Origin of the sequence: Butyrivibrio sp. NC2002 (assembly GCF_000702265.1) — a bacterium.
In the GTDB taxonomy this organism is placed as follows: domain Bacteria; phylum Bacillota; class Clostridia; order Lachnospirales; family Lachnospiraceae; genus Butyrivibrio.
The window spans coordinates 25,740-42,380 of record NZ_JNKZ01000007.1; the positions used below are offsets into that span (position 1 = coordinate 25,740).

12 protein-coding genes and 1 other RNA gene are annotated in these 16,641 nt (G+C 40.3%); 11 read left to right on the forward strand and 2 right to left on the reverse strand.

Going from position 1 to position 16,641, the window contains the following annotated elements; genetic code table 11:
* Positions 1 to 92 precede the first annotated feature (92 nt).
* The 4 genes from T543_RS03465 to T543_RS03475 all read left to right on the forward strand — a co-directional run bounded on the left by T543_RS03465 (position 93) and on the right by T543_RS03475 (position 4,564).
* The gene (locus T543_RS03465) at positions 93 to 1,859 is read left to right on the forward strand and encodes an ABC transporter ATP-binding protein (protein ID WP_242839461.1); all 1,767 of its coding nucleotides are present in this window, start codon (positions 93 to 95) and stop codon (positions 1,857 to 1,859) included.
* Positions 1,856 to 3,688 (forward strand): ABC transporter ATP-binding protein, encoded by a 1,833-nt coding sequence (locus T543_RS03470; RefSeq protein ID WP_035765923.1) that lies wholly within the window; start codon positions 1,856 to 1,858, stop codon positions 3,686 to 3,688. The genes T543_RS03465 and T543_RS03470 overlap by 4 nt, the downstream gene beginning before the upstream one ends.
* A gap of 82 nt (positions 3,689 to 3,770) precedes the next feature.
* Positions 3,771 to 3,905 carry a hypothetical protein gene (locus T543_RS16375; RefSeq protein WP_255347209.1) on the forward strand — a complete coding sequence of 45 codons (135 nt, stop codon included), beginning with the start codon at positions 3,771 to 3,773 and terminating at the stop codon, positions 3,903 to 3,905.
* Positions 3,902 to 4,564, forward strand: coding sequence for a flagellin (locus T543_RS03475; RefSeq protein ID WP_035765924.1), 663 nt, complete (start codon positions 3,902 to 3,904; stop codon positions 4,562 to 4,564). Before T543_RS16375 ends, T543_RS03475 begins: the two co-directional genes overlap by 4 nt.
* 2 nt (positions 4,565 to 4,566) lie before the next feature.
* Here the strand turns inward: T543_RS03475 and T543_RS03480 are convergent, their stop codons facing one another.
* Together T543_RS03480 and T543_RS03485 are read right to left on the reverse strand one after the other, a co-directional pair.
* A complete protein-coding gene (locus T543_RS03480; RefSeq protein ID WP_035765925.1) occupies positions 4,567 to 5,667 on the reverse strand; it encodes an FAD:protein FMN transferase in 1,101 nt (366 codons plus the stop codon).
* 4 nt (positions 5,668 to 5,671) lie between these two features.
* Positions 5,672 to 6,472, reverse strand: coding sequence for an AP2 domain-containing protein (locus T543_RS03485; protein WP_035765926.1), 801 nt, complete (start codon positions 6,470 to 6,472; stop codon positions 5,672 to 5,674).
* 189 nt (positions 6,473 to 6,661) lie between these two features.
* Here T543_RS03485 and thrC point away from each other — a divergent pair, with 189 nt between their 5' ends.
* From thrC to T543_RS03515, 7 genes are all read left to right on the forward strand, one after another.
* Complete coding sequence (gene thrC, locus T543_RS03490; RefSeq protein ID WP_242839462.1) at positions 6,662 to 8,152, forward strand: threonine synthase; 1,491 nt, start codon at positions 6,662 to 6,664, stop codon at positions 8,150 to 8,152.
* Between the two features lie 72 nt (positions 8,153 to 8,224).
* Positions 8,225 to 9,598, forward strand: coding sequence for a citrate/2-methylcitrate synthase (locus T543_RS03495; RefSeq protein ID WP_081829923.1), 1,374 nt, complete (start codon positions 8,225 to 8,227; stop codon positions 9,596 to 9,598).
* Positions 9,599 to 9,602: 4 nt separating this feature from the next.
* Positions 9,603 to 11,420 (forward strand): aminopeptidase P family protein, encoded by a 1,818-nt coding sequence (locus tag T543_RS03500; RefSeq protein ID WP_242839463.1) that lies wholly within the window; start codon positions 9,603 to 9,605, stop codon positions 11,418 to 11,420.
* 116 nt (positions 11,421 to 11,536) lie between these two features.
* A non-coding RNA gene (gene ssrS / locus T543_RS15565) (6S RNA) lies at positions 11,537 to 11,743 on the forward strand.
* Positions 11,744 to 11,843: 100 nt separating this feature from the next.
* Positions 11,844 to 13,073 carry an EAL and HDOD domain-containing protein gene (locus T543_RS03505; RefSeq protein ID WP_035765928.1) on the forward strand — a complete coding sequence of 410 codons (1,230 nt, stop codon included), beginning with the start codon at positions 11,844 to 11,846 and terminating at the stop codon, positions 13,071 to 13,073.
* Between the two features lie 145 nt (positions 13,074 to 13,218).
* On the forward strand, positions 13,219 to 14,574 hold the full coding sequence (locus T543_RS03510; protein ID WP_051638506.1) for an aspartate aminotransferase type Ic: 1,356 nt from the start codon (positions 13,219 to 13,221) through the stop codon (positions 14,572 to 14,574).
* 20 nt (positions 14,575 to 14,594) lie between these two features.
* Complete coding sequence (locus tag T543_RS03515; RefSeq protein WP_035765929.1) at positions 14,595 to 16,514, forward strand: YgiQ family radical SAM protein; 1,920 nt, start codon at positions 14,595 to 14,597, stop codon at positions 16,512 to 16,514.
* Positions 16,515 to 16,641 lie beyond the last annotated feature (127 nt).

Consider the following 16,641-nt stretch of genomic DNA (forward strand, 5'->3'; position numbering starts at 1 on the left):
AAAAGATAGAAAGATAGAAAGGAATGATAGCTTTGAATACTAAAAATAATAACATAAGATTTTCTAATCGTTCCTCGATGGTACTGTTTTTTATGAAGGGGAGTATATTCCTCTTTGTCATGGGAATAATATGTTCGCTTGCGGTTGCATTTCTTGACATGATAAATCCCAAGATAATTCAGTATACAGTGGACTACCTTATAGGTGATACTGCTTCGAAAATGCCATTCTATATGGAATTTATAGTGTCACATACAGGAGGAAAGGAATATCTTAGAGGTCATTTGTTTGTAATAGCTGCTGTGGTTATAGCTATTGCACTTATTTGCGCCCTCTTTAGATACCTGAACAAGCTTTTTAACTCGATGGCATCAGAGAAACTTATTAAAAGGATGAGAGATACACTCTTTGAGCATATCTTAAAACTACCTTTTTCCTGGCATGGTGAGCATCACACGGGTGACATAATCCAGAGATGCACTTCTGATGTTGAGACCATAAAGGTGTTTTTGTCGGAACAGCTGACTTCACTTTTCAGGATAGCGATAATGATAGTTCTTGGCATGTATTTTATGTTTCAGATACATACCGGGCTTACACTTATTTCCGCTGCCTTTATACCTGTTCTTGTCCTGTATTCCCTGTTTTTTCACAACAAAATAGGGGAGTCCTTCAGACATGCAGATGAGGAGGAGGGCAAATTATCAGCTATAGCGCAGGAAAACCTCACGGGGGTACGAGTAGTAAGAGCCTTTGGACGTGAATCCTATGAAAGAAGCAGATTTGAAAGCAAAAACAAAGACTATACCAGAATGTGGATTCATCTGATGATGCTTTTATCAGCATTCTGGACATCGAATGACTTTATTTCGTCCATGCAGGGAATGCTTGTTGTAATATTTGGATCAGTATTTTGTGTAAGAGGAGAGCTGACAGTTGGTGAGCTTATAGCTTTTGTTTCGTACAATGCCATGATTTCGTGGCCTGTACGTATGCTTGGACGAGTTATCTCAGAGATGAGTAAAGCAGGCGTCTCTGTAGACAGATTAAGGGAAATCATGAATTCAGAGCCTGAAAAGGATATAGAAAATCCTAAATGCCCTGACCTTAAATCAGATATTACCTTCAGCAATGTCAGCTTTTCCTATGAGGAAGATGCGTCACTTATCTTAAAAGATGTAAGCTTTAAGATAAAAGCAGGAAGCACATTGGGAATACTTGGAGGTACAGGTTCTGGAAAATCAACACTTATGTATCTTCTTGATAGATTATATGAACTACCTGATGAAGCCGGCAGTATCAAGATCGGCGATGTTGATATAAAGGAAATTGACAGATTTTACTTAAGAAGAAATATAGGCCTTGTTCTGCAGGAGCCATTCCTGTTTTCCAGGACCCTTTCCGAAAACATCGGTATAGCCGGTAAGGATCCGGAGATGAAGGATATAAGAAGAGCTGCAAAGATGGCTTCACTTGATGATACCATCAGCAGTTTTGATGCAGGATATGAGACCTTTGTTGGAGAGAGAGGCGTTACATTGTCAGGCGGTCAGAAGCAGAGAACCGCAATTGCTCAGATGCTTGTAAGCGATCCGCCGATCATGATCTTTGACGATTCACTGTCTGCTGTTGATACGGAAACCGATGCAAAGATAAGAGCAGAATTAAATAAGCATGCAGGGGACTCAACAACCATCATTATTTCTCATAGAATCACAACACTTATGCGTGCTGACAACATAATTGTATTAAGTCATGGAAAAGTGGTTGAAAGCGGTACACATGCAGAGCTGCTTGAAAAGAACGGTTTATACAGAAAAATATACGATATACAGGTTCAGGGAGGAGAAGAAGAATGAGCATAAATGATTCAAACAATAAACAGACAAAGCTTCCCTTTCTTGGAATTCCGAAACTCTTACCTTTTGTAAGACCATACAGAAAACAGATCATCACAATGATGATTCTTGGCGCAATGGTAAGTATGATAGATTCATTCGTGCCTTTGTTTAACAGATATGCGATAAATAATTTCATCGCAAAAGGTACGACCAAGGGAATGCATATTTTCGCGCTTGTATATGCCCTTACGCTGCTCGCTAAGCTGATCATGGACTTTACGAGTGCATATCTGGTTGGAAAAACCGAGATGTCGGTAGACAAGGACCTTAGAAATGCATCCTTTAACCATTTGCAGGAGCTTTCTTTTTCATACTTTAATCAGAACAACGTAGGATATATTCACGCAAGAGTAATGAGTGATACCGGTAAGATTGGCATGATGTTCTCATGGCGCATGATGGACATTATCTGGAACGGAAGTTATATCATATTTGTTTTTGCTGTCATGATGGCAATAAACATAAGACTTGCTCTATATATGCTGATGCTGGTTCCTATTGCGGCCTTTTTGGTAATGTATTTTCAAAAGCACCTTATTGTACTTAACAGACATATAAGAGAACTAAATTCCAAGATAACAGGTAACTTCAACGAGGGAATTACAGGCGCCAAGGCAATAAAGACACTGGTTGTAGAAGGCAAGATCACTTCGGATTTTGAAGAGGACACGGAGAACTACAGAAAAAATGCAGTTAATGCTACGCATTTTTCCGCGCTGTTTACTTCATCTGTTACGATGCTTTCTTCATGCGCACTGGCTCTTATATTGTGGAGAGGCGGCAAGATCACTATGGATGGCGTTATAGAAATAGGAACGCTCTCTGTTTTCCTATCTTATGCGCTTGGAATACTTGAGCCAATACAAAACATAGTTGTGACTATTTCAGACCTTATTGCGATACAGGTAAATATTGAGAGATTTATCAGACTTATGGAAACAACCTCAGATGTTGCGGACTCAGTTGAAGTTATAGAAAAATACGGCGGCACTTTTGATCCAAAGAAAGAAAACTGGGAGAAGCTTATCGGTGATGTTGAATTTAAAGATGTATCTTTCCATTATCCTGACGGAACAGAATATGTTCTTGAGCATTTTAACTTAAAGGTTCCGCAGGGCACAAATGTTGCGATCGTTGGTGAAACAGGTGCGGGAAAATCAACACTTGTAAATCTCGTTTGCAGATTCTATGAGCCTACAAGCGGTCAGGTCCTGATAGATGGAAAAGATGCAAGAGAAAGGTCACAGCTGTGGCTTCACAGTAATATAGGCTACGTTCTCCAGACTCCGCATCTGTTTTCCGGAAGCGTAAGAGATAACCTCAAATACGGCAATCCTGATGCAACAGATGAGCAGATAATGGATGCTTTAAAGCTTGTATCAGCTGATGGGATCATAGAGAAAATGCCAGACGGACTTGACAGTGATGTAGGAGAGGGCGGAGATGCGCTTTCAACCGGTGAAAAGCAGCTATTGTCATTTGCAAGAGCTATACTCGCAGATCCCAGGATCCTTGTTCTTGATGAAGCGACCTCTTCTATCGATACTGTTACTGAAAAAGCGATTCAGGATGCAATATCAGTTGTGATCAAGGGAAGAACTTCATTTATGATCGCACACAGACTTTCAACTGTTGTTGATGCAGACATGATCCTTGTTGTAAAGGATGGCAAGATAATAGAGAGAGGAACGCATAAGGAACTTATGAAGAATAAGAAGGGATATTACCATCAGCTCTTCTCAAGACAGTTTGAGGAAATGTCACTAAATGAAGCTTCTAATTTTTGATAAAAATCACAAATATAATACTGTTTACAAAATCGCGTAAAAATGTTATTGTATTAATTAACTATAGGTTATTCTGCCCATTGTGGCAGAGGACAGGAAGGATCCTAAGTATCATTTTTTTGATACTGAGCAGCCGGATGAGTGGGGACTTATTGATGGCTGCGGCGCAAGAATGGATTTATCCTTGTTTCATGGAGGAAGAAAGGAGCGCTTATGATAGGTGGTATTAGTAACAGTAGTTACAGCAACTACTCATCCTATGGCAAGATAGCCGGCGGAAACAAGATACCTACTGCTGCTGATGGCGCTGCTGAGCTTGCTATCAAGGAAAAGATGGAGACTCAGCAAAGAACTGCCAAAGCCTACATCAGAAACGGTTCCGAAAACATCTCACGTATGAATATACGTGATGGCGTTCTTGATGGAGTCAATGATTATCTTCAGGACATCAGAGAGAATGCGGTTTATGCTCAGAACGGAACTCTTTCTGCAGGTGAGAAGGGTGACATTGCGAATGCAAGCTCCCAGCTCATGAAGGGTATTGGACAACAGCTTAGCAGTCAACAGATGTCTGCACTTGGTCTTGATAAAGTAGATCTTAGTGACGTCAATTCAATTGATGCTGCAATTAAGAGTGTTAATGATGCAAGAGGTCAGGTAGGTGCAGTCACAAACGGACTTGAGCACAACGTAAGCTACAACTCAATCGCGCGTGAGAATCTTCTTAGTGCAGAGAGCAGCATAGCTGATACGGATATCGCTCAGGAGATCACAGAACTTCGTAAGAACCAGACACTTGATGCTTATCGTACACAGATGCAGAAAAAGCAGATGGAAGATGAGAATCAGAAAAATAATATGAATCTGATGCTTTGATATTAATTCAAAGGGAAGTTATCTGTATTTACAACTTCATAATTGTCTTTTATAAATAAGACCTGAATTTCGGGGATGGAGCTTGCAAGTTCCATTCCCTTTTTAGTGCCTAGAGATAACATGATGGTTGAGAGGGCATCTCCGTCAACTGATGAATCCGAAACAACGGTAGCACTCAAAGAATCTGTTTCTACAGGATATCCTGTTTTGGTATCAAGGATATGGTGATATATTTTGTCATCTGCTTTAAAATACCTATCATACACGCCGCTTGTAACAATGGATTTATCTGAAACATGGATAAGGGCAGATGTTTCATCCGATTCTCCAAAGGGCTTCTGGATTCCTATAACGAAATCTTCATCAGACATTTCTTTGTTTCCGGATCCTTTTTTTGAACCGATGAGCAAAATGTTTCCGCCCAGGTTGATGATGCCTGAGCCGATTTTTTCTTCTTTGAATTTTTCTTTTAATTTATCAGCTATATAACCCTTTGCGATTCCGCCAAGGTCGATTTTTGAAAGGGGATCAGTTAGCGTAACATAATAGCTATCATCATCTGATTCTGAAAACTCTATATTTTTGTAATTAACATGGAGAAGAGCGTCCTTTATTTCAGCGTCATTCGGAATCTTTTTATCAGTATCTGCAGAAAAATCCCATAACTCAGAAACACTACCTATAGTAGGGTCGAAAACTCCGCCTGAAAGCTCTGCATAATATACAGATTTACTTAATAAATATGCAGTGTCAGAAGAAACCAAAACAGCTTTTCCATCTGCATGATTTATATTGTATATATCACTTCCTTCTTTTGTTTTAGAGAGCATATTTTCGTATTTCGATGCTTCCACAAGGCAGGAGTCAAGAAAAGCATCAGCTCTTTCTTTTACCATTTCGTTTCGCGTAAGGAATGGATCGCCTTTTTTTGCAAAATCGGAAGTATAGGCAGTAATAGTGATGATCGTATCAAAATAAAAGCCTGTCTTTGACAGCGCAGTATTTTCAGGCAAAATAAATTCATGGCCGCAAAGAGCTGCAGCCATGATAATAGCAAGGATCAGTATTGAAAATATTGTCTTTTTAATTGATGTCATACTCATCAGATCATGCGTCCTGTTTTAGTTTTAATATTTTGGGTGAAATCTTGATCGTCATATATATATCAGCATACTGAGAGGCGGTCAGATTTTCTATATAATTGAGCATATAGTTTTTGTCTATGCCGTTTTTCTTTAATGTATCTGCAGCTTTGTTATAAGCTATCGCAGCTTCGTTTTCTGTATTGTATTTTCCTACAATAAAATCCCCACGAACATGGATGACTGCCTTATATTTAAGGAATCCTCTGTCTGCATATTGCCTGACTCCGTGATAGCGGTTTAAGATTTCGATATTTTCATAGCGAAGATCATTTGGGTTTCCGTTTTTGAACCTGAAGTCTCTGCCTTCTACAGCATAGCTTTTTATACCGTATCTGCTCAGAATACTAATCTGTGAGCCGTAGTCTGCAACAAAAAGATGAGATCCCCTCTGCATTATTTTGTGAGATGAATAGTAAAAAAGGTCATCAATATCGAAAATAAGCGAATGAGTAGGAGACAGATAGTATAAAAAGAACTTCTTTTCAAGGTAGATCGGATTGGGAATATAAAGCCCTTTGTCCCTGTAATTGACCAAAACAACACACTTTTCGAAGCTCAGCTTTTGACTTTGCCTGTAATTTTTCAAAGTCCAGTCCTTGTTTTCAAGTATTTTGCCGGCTTGAATATAAGCACTGCTCGCGCTCCTTTCGGTTGAAAAGGAACCCAGGGCAATGTGCTTACCCTTGTAGGTGATGGAAGCGCGAAAAGACTTGCTGCCATCTTTTAAGTGAGTTTCATAAACACCGGTTGTCTTTTTTTGCATTTCAGTTTACCCCCTCATTGATATTCTGAAAAAAAGCCCGTGTAATTATTATTCATTTTATGGTATAATTTTTTATCAAAAAGAATGCTCTGAAAAATCAATCTTTATCGACTCACATGTGTAAAGTCGTCTTTTGATTATTTTATCATAATGAACTGCATAATAACAAATTTAATGGAGGAAAAAAGCGTGGCTGAGATTTTATATTCTAGTACCAGAGGGGACAAAACAAAGGTAACTGCTTCACAGGCAATTCTTAGGGGACTTGCTGCTGATGGAGGTCTGTTTGTACCGGACCATATTCCGCATCTTGAGAAGAGTCTTTCAGAGATTTCCAAAATGGATTACAAAGATACTGCTTACGAAGTTATGAAGCTTCTTCTTTCAGACTATACAGAGGAAGAGCTCCGCTATTGTATCGACCATGCTTATGACTCCAAATTTGATACAGAGGAGATGGCTCCCATGACCGAGGCAGGCGGTGCATACTATCTTGAGCTTTATCACGGCAAAACGATCGCCTTTAAAGATATGGCACTATCAATTCTTCCTTACCTAATGACAACCGCTGCTAAGAAAAACAATATCAAAAATGAGATCGTAATTCTTACAGCTACAAGTGGAGACACCGGAAAAGCTGCACTTGCAGGCTTTGCAGATGTTCCCGGCACAAGGATCGTTGTGTTCTATCCAAAGCACGGCGTTTCACCAATCCAGGAGAGACAGATGGTCACTCAGGAAGGCGACAACACATGCGTTGTCGGAATTGAAGGTAACTTTGATGACGCACAGACAGGAGTAAAGAAAATCTTTACAGATCCTGCATTTGCCAAGGAACTTGATGAAAAAGGATTCCAGTTTTCATCTGCAAACTCAATAAATATCGGAAGACTTGTTCCTCAGATCGTTTACTATGTTTATTCATATACAAGACTTTTAAAAGAGGGCAGGATCGCTGAAGGTGATGAGATAAATGTTGTTGTTCCGACAGGTAATTTCGGCAATATCCTTGCTGCTTACTATGCAGGTAAAATGGGTATTCCGATTAAAACATTTATTTGTGCTTCAAACTCAAACAAGGTTTTATATGATTTCTTTGGAACAGGAACCTATGACAAAAACAGAGATTTCGTAGTTACAAGCTCACCCTCAATGGATATTCTTATTTCATCAAATCTTGAGAGACTTATCTATCACATTGCAGGTGATGACGCCTCAGTAGATGCAGCATATATGAAAAAGCTCTCAGAGGAAGGAAAATATGAGATAACTCCCGCAATGAGAGAGAAGCTTTCATGCTTCTACGGAGGATATGCAACAGAAGATGAAACAAAGGAGGCTATCAGAATCCTCTTTGACAACACAGGATATCTTATTGATACTCACACTGCTGTTGCATCAAGTGTATATTCCAAATACGTTAAGGATACAAATGACAAGACAGTAACAGTTATTGCATCTACTGCAAGCCCTTACAAATTCACAAGGAGCGTAATGGAAGCACTTTCACAGGGTGATGACAGCGTAGATGATTTCGTACTCGCCGACAGATTGTGTAAGGTTTCAGGTGTTGAGATACCTGAGGCGGTAACATCTATCAGAGATGCTAAGATAAGACATGACAAAGTAGTTGAAAAAGATGCACTTGCAGATGCTGTAAGAGAGTTTCTTTTCAAATGATATCAGGTTATCAAATATTGCTGTAAGGAACCTATTTTAGCATCAAAAAATTAAACTAAGAAGGGAGCATCAATGACGAATATTTACGAAAAAAACATTTACTCAGATAATGCATCGTTTATGGATCTTGCCCAGATAGTTGAAAAGGCAGATGCAATTGATCCTGAGCTTTTTACCAAATTCGACGTAAAAAGAGGACTTAGAGATTTAAATGGTAAGGGTGTACTTACAGGCCTTACGAATATCTCTACGATAAATGCGACTAAGATAGTAGATGGGGAGACAGTTCCCGATGATGGCGAACTGTTTTACCGCGGAATCAATGTAAGAGATATAGTTCACGGAACAGCTACCACCGGTAAGTTTGGATTTGAGGAGGCAGCATACCTGCTTTTGTTCGGCAGCCTTCCGAATAGACAAGAGCTCGATAAATTTAGTGAACAGCTTGGATTCTACAGATCCCTTCCTACGGGATTTGTCAGGGACATCATCATGAAGGCTCCAAGCAGAGATATGATGAATACACTCGCAAGAAGCGTGCTGACACTGTATTCTTATGATGATTACGCTGATGATGTTTCAATGCCAAACGTGCTTAGACAGTGCATGCAGATGATCAGTTTGTTTCCTCTGCTTGCAATTTACGGCTATCAGGCTTATAACCATTATCATGAAGGGAAAAGTTTGTTTATTCATCCGCCGAAGGCAGAACTGTCAACGGCAGAACACATTCTTTACCTTTTAAGACCTGACAGCAAATATACAGAACTTGAGGCAAAGCTTCTTGATATATGCCTTATACTTCACATGGAGCATGGTGGTGGTAACAACTCATCATTTACAACGCATGTTGTCAGCTCCTCTATGACAGATACATATTCTGTTATAGCAGCCGCTATCGGATCCCTCAAAGGACCAAGACACGGCGGGGCCAACATAAAGGTCATCCACATGTTTGACCAGATGGAAAAAGAACTCTCAGACTGGACAGATGAGGAAGAGGTTTCAGATTACCTTAAGAAGCTTCTTCACAAGGAAGCCTTTGACAAGGCAGGCCTTATCTATGGTGTGGGACATGCTATATATTCCAAATCAGATCCAAGAGCTGTTCTTTTGAAGGAGTATACGATCAAGCTTGCAAAAGAAAAGGGCATGGATAAAGAGCTTGCTCTCTATGAGATGGTTGAGAGACTTGCACCACAGGTCATCAGCGCTGAGCGCAAGATGTACAAGGGCGTAAGCATAAACGTCGACTTCTATTCCGGATTTGTTTATAAGATGCTTGAACTTCCGGAAGAACTCTTTACACCTATGTTTGCTATCGCACGTATTGTGGGCTGGAGCGCACACAGAATGGAAGAGCTTGCAAACAACAGTAAGATCATTCGTCCTGCATACAAGGCAGTCAGCGATACCAGGGAATACATAAAGATGGAGGACAGATAAGAAAGTGGAAAACAAAGTAATTAAAGACAGACTTTCTGCCTTAAGAGAAAAAATGACAGCAAACGGCATAGACTATTATCTTATGCCGACATCAGACTATCATAATTCAGAGTACTCAGCTGATTTCTTCAAGGCAAGAGAGTACTTCTGCGGATTTACAGGATCAAACGGAACACTGGTTGTAGCCAAGGATTGGGCAGGAATGTGGACCGACGGAAGATATTTCATCCAGGCTGAAAGAGAGATGAAGGGAACCGGTGTAACGCTTTACAAGATGGGTGAAGAGGGCGTTCCTACAATCAGTGAATATCTTTTATCCAATATGGAAAGCGGACAGGTTCTTGGTTTTGACGGAAAAGTAGTACCCGCCGCTGAAGGAATGTCCTATGAGAAAAAACTTAAGAAAAAACAGGTAAAGATAAAATACGACAAAGACCTCGCTATGGAAGTATGGACAGACAGACCCAAGCTTCCCTGCAATCCTATATATGTTTTGTCAGATGAGCTTTGCGGCAAGTCCTTTGAAGAAAAACTTGCAGACGTTAGAAAGTTCATGGATGAAAATGAGGCAGGTTCATACCTTCTTTGCAAGCTTGATGACATTTGCTGGCTTACAAACATAAGAGGCAATGACGTAGAATGTAATCCTGTTGTTCTTAGCTATTTATTCATTACCAAAAAAAGCGTGAAGATGTTCGTTCAGTTCGATGAACTTACAGATGAGAGCAGAAAATATTTTGAAGAAAAGGGTATTGAGCTCTTTGAATACAGCAAGATAATCTCCTGGCTCGATGAGTATGAATATGAAGGACTTACACTCTATGATGAGAGAAATGTAAGCTACAGCGTATACAGAACTATAAGTGATAATGCAAAGAGCAGAGGAGCTAATGTTAAAAATATCTTAGATCCTACAGAGATGATGAAAGCCTGCAAAAACGATACCGAGCTTTCAAATATCAGAGAAGTATACAGAAGAGATTCTGCAGCTCTTACTAAATTTATCTATTGGGTTAAGAAAGCAGTTAAGACGGAAAGCCTCAATGAGTATACAGCTGCAATGCACCTTGATGATATGAGAAGAGCGCTTCCCGGATTCATAGAGTTGTCATTCCCTACAATCAGCGCATACAAAGACAATGCAGCAATGATGCACTATGAAGCTACCGAAGAATCAAACGCTGCTTTGACACCTGAAGGATTCCTTCTCGTTGATTCAGGCGGAACATATATGGGTGGTACAACAGATGTCACCAGAACAATCGTACTTGGACCTATATCTGATGAGGAGAAAAAGCATTACACACTTACAGCTGTAGGCATGCTCTCACTTGCAAACGGCTGGTTTCTTGAAGGCTGCAGCGGAAGAAATGTTGATATTCTTGCCAGAGCACCCCTTTGGAATATCGGAATTGATTACAAGTGCGGCACAGGACACGGAATCGGATATATGCTCAACGTCCATGAAGGCCCTCACAGCATAAGATGGAAGTCACGCTCCGTAGAAGATGATGCACCCTTAAAGAAGGGAATGATCGTATCTGACGAGCCCGGCGTATATATTGAAGGCAAATACGGAATCAGAATTGAGAACATCCTCGAAGTTGTTGAGAAAGTGAAGAACTCAGACGGACAGTTTCTTGGATTTGATCAGCTGACTTACGTTCCGCTTGACCTTGATGCGATAGATAAACAGTATCTTCAGGCTAAGGATATAAAAGCCATCAACGATTATCATGCAGAGGTTTATAAGAGAATTGAACCTCTTATAGAAGAACCTGAGATAAAAGAATGGCTCAAAGAAGCAACAAGAGCTATCTAAGCTACATTAATGAAAAATTCATAAACAATTTTGATAAAAAGCATTGATTTAGCGCGGTTTAGCTCTATAATAAAAGCATAAGAACTGCAGATGCAGTTTATATATCAGGCATTATACCTGACCTGGAATGTTCGACAACTCCGGTGTAATTTGAACCTACATTTACTTTAAACGGGACACCTAATTGAGGATCGGATGCCACGCCTTCGGCCCTGCACATGTGCAGACCAGCTATGGGAGAGGAAGGCAGATGTAACCTCCGCGGTAACCCACCTGGCGTTAGCTAGGAGTCAAATAACCGGAACCGGCATCCCGGGGAAACTTTTAAACAGCCTTATGGCTGTTTTTTCTTTGCAATTATGGTATAATGAATTATCAGAAAATTAAGTTCGATATTTTGCAAATAGTCGAAAGGAGAATGCAATGCTAGCTTCGTTGATTCCACTGTTTGATGATGAAATGAAAGTATGTGCATATTCTGTCTTTGCCCAGAGGGAGAACCATCTCATGAACCCTCAGCTCATGGGCACCGGTTTCCTTGACAATGTCGTTAATATTGTTGGTCTTGATATCGTGGACAGTATTGGCACAAATGTATTATCAGGCGATAAAGAAGTGTTTGTTGAGATAAACAATATTTCGTTATTTGCTGGTATTGAAGAACAGTGTAGTGCTCCTAAGGAAAGAATCGTTCTCCTTCTGGATAATTCGATATTACCTGAAGAACCGTATCTTGCAAGGCTCTGGGACCTTAGAGGACAGGGATATAAGATAGCTATAAGAAAGCTGGCTGGCAATCAGTTTGAATCCTACAGATCCATCCTCAATATGTGTGACTATATACTTCTTGATCACAGGAAGATAAATATAAGGAGCGCCAAGATCTTCTTTAAGAAGGCTTTTCCTGAAATCAAGCTATGTGCAGTTGGAGTTGATTCCAAGGAAGACTATGAAAGATTATCATCTGACGGATCGTACGATCTGTACGAAGGTAACTTTTTCAGAGTACCGGTAGAAGAGTCTGAGAGAACTGTTACACCCTTAAAGGTTACATATATTGAACTCTTAAATGTAGTCAACAGTCCTGATTTTGATCTCCAGGATGCTGCGGATGTAATCGGTAAAGATGCGGCTCTTGTTATTTCGCTTCTTGAAATGGTAAACCACATGACCATCAATTCTGAGATAACATCTGTAAGACATGCTGCAGCAATGCTTGGCCAGAAGGAACTTAAGAAGTGGATAAATACAGCAGTTACAAAGGAACTGTGCGCTGACAAACCAAGTGAGATCACCAGAATTTCCATGGTAAGAGCCAAATTTGCAGAAAATCTTTCAGAAGTATTTGGTATGAAGGGACTATCAGCAGAGCTTTTCCTTACCGGATTGTTTTCACTTCTTGATGTCATGCTTGATCAGACAATGGAACAGTCACTTAAACTGGTACATGTCAGCAAGAAGATCGAGGATGCACTTCTTCGAAGAACCGGTGAGCTGTGGCCTATAATGAACTTCGTTTTTGAATATGAAAATGCTTCATGGCAGGAAGTATCAAGACTTATGATACTAAATGAGATCGATATGAATGAAGTATATTCTGCGTATACTTCAGCTCTTAAGTGGTACAGAGACCTTATCGATCCCATTAAATGACACAGCGTTTTCTATAGCGCAGGATAGTAAAAAAACAAAAGCATTATTTCATGTATATTTATTCACATGGAATAGTGCTTTTTCTGTGCAAATTGATTTAATTTTGGTATAATACTTTCAACTTTGAATTTAGAGGAGATGTGCTATGAAAAAATATCTTGAGATGAGCAAAGAGGAACTTGAGCAGGAAGTCGTTAAGTTGAAGGCCCAGTACAAAAAGTACCAGGACATGGACCTTACACTTAATATGGCAAGAGGAAAGCCGTGTCATGAACAGCTTGATCTTTCAATGGGAATGATGGATGCACTTAATTCAGATGCAGATCTTTCCTGCGAGGATGGAACAGATTGCCGTAACTACGGTGTCCTTACCGGTATTCACGAAGCCAAAGTACTTATCGGAGCAATGATGGAGAACAAGCCTGAAAATATTATTATCTACGGCAATTCTTCACTTAATGTTATGTACGATACAGTATCTAGAGCATATACACACGGAATAATGGGTAATACTCCTTGGTGCAAGCTCGATAAAGTGAAATTCCTTTGCCCTGTTCCCGGATATGACAGACATTTTGCCATAACAGAATATTTTGGAATAGAAATGATAAATGTTCCCATGACACCACAAGGACCTGATATGGACATGGTTGAAAAGTTTGTTTCTTCCGATGAAGCGATAAAGGGAATCTGGTGCGTTCCTAAGTACTCCAATCCTCAGGGTTATTCATACTCTGATGAAACTGTAAGAAGATTTGCAAGACTTAAGCCTGCTGCAAAAGACTTTAGAATTTTTTGGGATAACGCTTACGGAATCCACCATCTCTATGATAAAGATCAGGATTACCTTATTGAGATCCTTGCTGAATGTAAAAAAGCCGGAAATCCCGACCTTGTTTACAAATTTGCTTCAACATCCAAGATCACTTTCCCCGGAAGTGGTATTGCTGCACTTGCAACATCTCCTAACAATATGGAAGATATCACAGCTCAGCTTCAGAATCAGACAATCGGTCATGACAAGGTTAACCAGCTCCGTCATGTAAGATTCTTTGGCGATATTGAAGGCATGAAGGCTCACATGAGAAAGCATGCAGACATCATTCGTCCTAAGTTTGAAGCAACTCTTGAGATACTTGAAAGAGACCTTGCGCCTCTTGGAATCGGTGAGTGGACTAAGCCAAAGGGTGGCTACTTTATAAGTTTTGATGCACCTGAAGGCTGTGCTAAAGCAATCGTAGACAGAGCCAAGAAAGCCGGCGTTACTATGACAAACGCAGGTGCAACCTATCCTTACGGAAAGGACCCCAAGGATTCAAATATCCGTATTGCTCCTACATTCCCTTCTCTTGGAGAACTTAGGAATGCTATGGATATCTTCACTGTTTGTACAAGACTTGTATATGCCATCAAGCTTCTTGACAAGATGGGAGAAAACATTTCCCTTACCGAAAACAGATATGAGGAAAATATGAAAAAAGCCAGCAAGGCAAAAAAGTAATACTGGAGTAGATAATATTTATGGCAAAGGGTTTTCCACCTGTTAGCAAAAAAGATATGGAAGAGATGGGGATAGACCAGGTTGATTTTGTCTATGTACTTGGAGATGCGTATGTAGATCACTCAAGCTTTGGTGCCGCCATCATTGTAAGGACACTAGAGGCTCACGGTTATAGCGTGGGCCTTATTTGTCAGCCTGATTTCAGAGATGAAAAAAGCATAACCGCTCTTGGGACGCCTAGGCTTGGATTCCTTGTTTCAGCTGGAAATATGGATTCGATGGTAAATCACTATACTGTTGCCAGAAAAAGAAGAAAAAATGATGCATACAGTCCCGGCGGGGTAATGGGGAAAAGACCGGACTATGCTGTAATAGTATATTGCAATCTGATAAGGAAGGTGTATAAAAAAGAGCCTATAATCATAGGTGGAATAGAAGCAAGCCTTAGAAGACTCGGACACTACGATTACTGGTCGAATAAGGTAAGGCGTTCGATACTCCTTGACTCAGGTGCAGATATTATTTCATACGGCATGGGTGAGATAAGTATAGTCGAGATAGCAGATGCACTTGATGGAGGAATCGCCGTATCGGACATCACCTATATAAACGGAACAGTCTTTAAGACAAGAGATGAAGAAAGCATATATGACGCTATAAAACTACCTTCTTTTGAGGAAATAAAAGAAGATAAAGAAAAATATGCGGAAAGCTTCAGAATCCAGTACCAAAACACTGACCCGTTTAATGCTAAGAGAATATATGAGACCTACGATAACAAGCTTTTTGTAGTTCAGAATCCGCCGTCCAGGCCTCTTACCACCCAGGAGCTTGATGATGTATATGACAGAGAATATACAAGGCGCTGGCATCCAATGTATGACAAAGACGGCGGAATACCGGCTTTTGATGAGATCAAATACTCAATCACATCTAACAGAGGCTGCTTTGGAGAGTGTAATTTCTGCGCGATCACATTCAATCAGGGAAGGATCGTCCAGAGTAGAAGTCATGAATCTATAATAAGAGAGGCTCTGCTTTTTAAAGAAGAGAAGGAATTCAAGGGATATATCCATGATGTAGGTGGTCCGACTGCGCAGTTCAGAAAGCCTGCCTGCAAAAAACAGCTTACGCACGGTGCGTGTAAGAACCGCAAGTGCATGTATCCAGAGCTTTGTCCAAACATGGAAGTTGACCATAGCGATTATTTTGCCCTGCTTAAGAAGCTAAGGAAAATACCCGGAATAAAGAAGGTATTCGTAAGGTCAGGTATGAGATTCGACTATCTTTTGGCAGACAAAAAGGCACTTGAATATATGGGCGATTTTTGCAAATACCATATAAGCGGACAGCTGCGAGTAGCTCCTGAGCATATTTCTGATAATGTTCTATCACTTATGGGTAAGCCCAAAGTAAAGGTATATGATAAGTTCATCGAGAAGTTTGACAAGACCAATGAGAAGCTTGGACTTAAACAGTATGCCGTTCCGTACCTTATGTCGTCGCATCCCGGCAGCACACTAAAAGACGCGATAGCTCTTGCGGAATACCTTTGTAAACACAGGCTAAATCCCGAGCAGGTGCAGGATTTCTATCCAACGCCGGGAACAGTCTCAACCTGCATGTACTATACAGGAATCGATCCTTTGACGATGCAGAAGGTGTATGTTGCCAGAGATCCGCATGAAAAGGCAATGCAGAGAGCACTCATACAGTTTAAAAAGCCTGAAAACTATGAACTTGTAAAGGAAGCTCTGCTGAGAGAACATCGGGAAGACCTTATAGGCTATGCTCCGGGCTGCCTTATTCCGCCAAGGAAAATTTCTTTTGATAAACAAAATAAAAAGAATCCTGCCGGCGGCATAAAGAAAAATAAGGCTCAGGATAATAAAAGGCATACAAGCGACAATAAAAAGACTCGCAAGAGAAAAGCAAAGTAAAAAAGACAAAAAAAGAAGCTTATTAAAAGCTTTCTGTTTTTGGGAGGAGGAGCTGTCAGATGGGGAATCTGACAGCCCTGGTATGAAAAAAGTTTTGTTGGGGGAGTCAGAAGCTCTTTGCTTCTGA

What these genes read in the sequence shown, in the direction of transcription:
- T543_RS03480 (WP_035765925.1), bottom strand. Translation starts at nt 5,667, where the DNA reads ATGAGTATGACATCAATTAAAAAGACAATATTTTCAATACTGATCCTT.
- T543_RS03485 (WP_035765926.1), bottom strand. Translation starts at nt 6,472, where the DNA reads ATGCAAAAAAAGACAACCGGTGTTTATGAAACTCACTTAAAAGATGGC.
- T543_RS03465 (WP_242839461.1), top strand. Translation starts at nt 93, where the DNA reads ATGAAGGGGAGTATATTCCTCTTTGTCATGGGAATAATATGTTCGCTT.
- T543_RS03495 (WP_081829923.1), top strand. Translation starts at nt 8,225, where the DNA reads ATGACGAATATTTACGAAAAAAACATTTACTCAGATAATGCATCGTTT.
- T543_RS03505 (WP_035765928.1), top strand. Translation starts at nt 11,844, where the DNA reads ATGCTAGCTTCGTTGATTCCACTGTTTGATGATGAAATGAAAGTATGT.
- T543_RS03475 (WP_035765924.1), top strand. Translation starts at nt 3,902, where the DNA reads ATGATAGGTGGTATTAGTAACAGTAGTTACAGCAACTACTCATCCTAT.
- T543_RS03470 (WP_035765923.1), top strand. Translation starts at nt 1,856, where the DNA reads ATGAGCATAAATGATTCAAACAATAAACAGACAAAGCTTCCCTTTCTT.
- T543_RS03510 (WP_051638506.1), top strand. Translation starts at nt 13,219, where the DNA reads ATGAAAAAATATCTTGAGATGAGCAAAGAGGAACTTGAGCAGGAAGTC.
- T543_RS03515 (WP_035765929.1), top strand. Translation starts at nt 14,595, where the DNA reads ATGGCAAAGGGTTTTCCACCTGTTAGCAAAAAAGATATGGAAGAGATG.